Here is a 2,096-nt window from a genome sequence, read left to right on the forward strand (position 1 = left end):
GCTGCGTGAGGAGCTGGATCACCTGGATGCGATCTTTGTCACCCACGAGCACTACGACCACATAGGCGGGATGGATGACGTGAGGGCTTTCTCCAATCACCACCACACCTTCCCCATCTTTGCCCTACCGCGAGTGATCGATGCGCTTCACCGGGTGATGCCCTACTCCTTCGGTCCAAAGAAGTATCCCGGTTCGCCCACACTGGAGCTCCACCCGCTCACTCCCGGGGAGCCTGTGGCAGACGAGCGCTATGCGGATGTGCTGCCCTTCACTGTGCTGCATGGTCAGCTCCCGATCCTCGGCTACCGCATCGGAGACCTCGCTTACATCACCGACTGCAAGACCCTACCCGAGGAGAGCTATGAGATTCTCAGGGGCATCCGCACATTGGTAATCAACGCTCTCCGGATCAGGGAGCATCCGTCACACCTGAGCTTCGACGAGGCACTACAGGTGATCCACCGCATCGGTCCGGAGCAGACCTATCTCACCCACATTGACCACGACTTCGGAACCCATGAGGAGATCTGCACCCTCTGTCCTCCCGGCATCACTCCTGCCTACGACGGCCTGACCATCGAGCTGTAGTCGATCAGAATCGTCGTTCTATATCTCTCGTGGCAGTCTGTGAGCGGAAGGACGAGCTGTCCTTGGCATTGGAGAACTTATAGGAAATAGAGAAGTATAGAGTGGGGTAAGAGTACCTGTTATCAAATCGGATGTTATACCCTTCCCTACGACTCTCCCCGCGATAGCCGGAGGCAAATAGATTGAGCCCGGAGAGTGACAGCGTGAGACGTCGATCGAGGAGACTGTAGCTCGTCCCCGCTTCCATACTGTACTGAGGCTTCACGACGGCAACGGTGGTTTTGGTTCGCCCGGTATAGTCCCCCGAGACATAGCCGGTCCAGGTGCGAGACTCATTGAAATTAAAGGACAGAAACCCATTCACCCCCCACTCCGTGCCATCCGTCCGCATCGGCAGCGACGGACTAAGAGCTGTATATCTGCTCCGTCCATAGTATCCGTCCACACTGGCACTGAGCCAGCTCAGCTTGTCGTAGTAGTAGCTTGCCGACAGTCCGAGGAAGAGCCTATCCTGGGCGTTCTCCACACGGGTAAGTACCTCATCCCCCTTCACCGTCGACACCGCCGCTATCATATTGCGTCCCCCTTCCACAACTCCTGACAGTGAAAAAGAGCCGCCGTATGCGTACTGCAGCGCTGAGGAGTAGCTCACTTGCGGTCTCAGCCGAGGGTTACCCTGGTAAAAGGTATGCGCATTGGTCTGCCACATAAAGGGATTAAGATCCTGGTATTTCGGCTCAGTGATCGTGCTATTGACCCGCAGAGCCACCTTGTGGCTGCGGCCGGGCGAGTAGGTGATATGGAGCGTAGGCAGCCAGGAGCCGCTGTAGCGCGAGACGTCCTCATCAGACGATGACGCCGCTGGCTCGAGCTGGTGTAAGGACGCCCGGGTGCCAATGTACCTCAGTCCGCCCCTGACCCACCAGAGATCACTCATCTGAAGCGTGGTACTGACATAGGGAGCAAAGGCTAGCTCCGTCCAGCGAACTTTATTCTCCTGGGTCACTGCGGCAGTCTGACCAGTCATCTCGCTGTCGTGATCCCGATAGTTCGTCGTCGCACTGAGGGACATCTTGACCCCTGCCTCCAGTATGTTCTTGTGCTTGTCATCGAGGTAAAAGGCGTAGTCGTTATTGAGACTCACGCCGGAGGTATTGATGTCGTTATGCTCCAAATAGGTCATATAAGACAGTGTACTTGCCCTGTCGGTACCGACGAAGTCCAGCCGAGACCGATTAGTAAGACTGACACCGGACAACTCTGCCCATACACGATGACCACGCTGTCCAAAGGCGGACTCCCAATAGGCAGTGCCTGTCAGACGCGGCTCCTTAGCATCATACGTATCAAGGTTACGGTTGCCTTTTGGAACTTCACTGTCCTTTGCCAGCTTGTCCGCTTGATACGCCTTAGTATTAGGTTTCTGTTCGTCAGGCCACGAATTCGCTATTGCTTCTTCTCTCCCAAGGGTCACCCCTTGAAACTTGCAAGTCGCTATGGGGTTCGT

2 protein-coding genes are annotated in these 2,096 nt (G+C 55.9%); one reads left to right on the forward strand and one right to left on the reverse strand.

Annotated features, from left to right (window positions below; all coding sequences use genetic code 11):
- Positions 1-589, forward strand: a 589-nt coding sequence (locus B088_RS08120) for an MBL fold metallo-hydrolase (RefSeq protein WP_018107930.1), incomplete at its 5' end; no start/stop codon positions are given.
- 4 nt (positions 590-593) lie between these two features.
- Here B088_RS08120 and B088_RS08125 read toward each other — a convergent pair.
- Positions 594-2,096 (reverse strand): outer membrane beta-barrel family protein (locus tag B088_RS08125; RefSeq protein WP_211204673.1); only part of this gene is annotated, 1,503 nt, incomplete at its 5' end.

It is taken from the genome of Porphyromonas bennonis DSM 23058 = JCM 16335 (assembly GCF_000375645.1).
Classification (GTDB): Bacteria; Bacteroidota; Bacteroidia; order Bacteroidales; family Porphyromonadaceae; genus Porphyromonas_A; species Porphyromonas_A bennonis.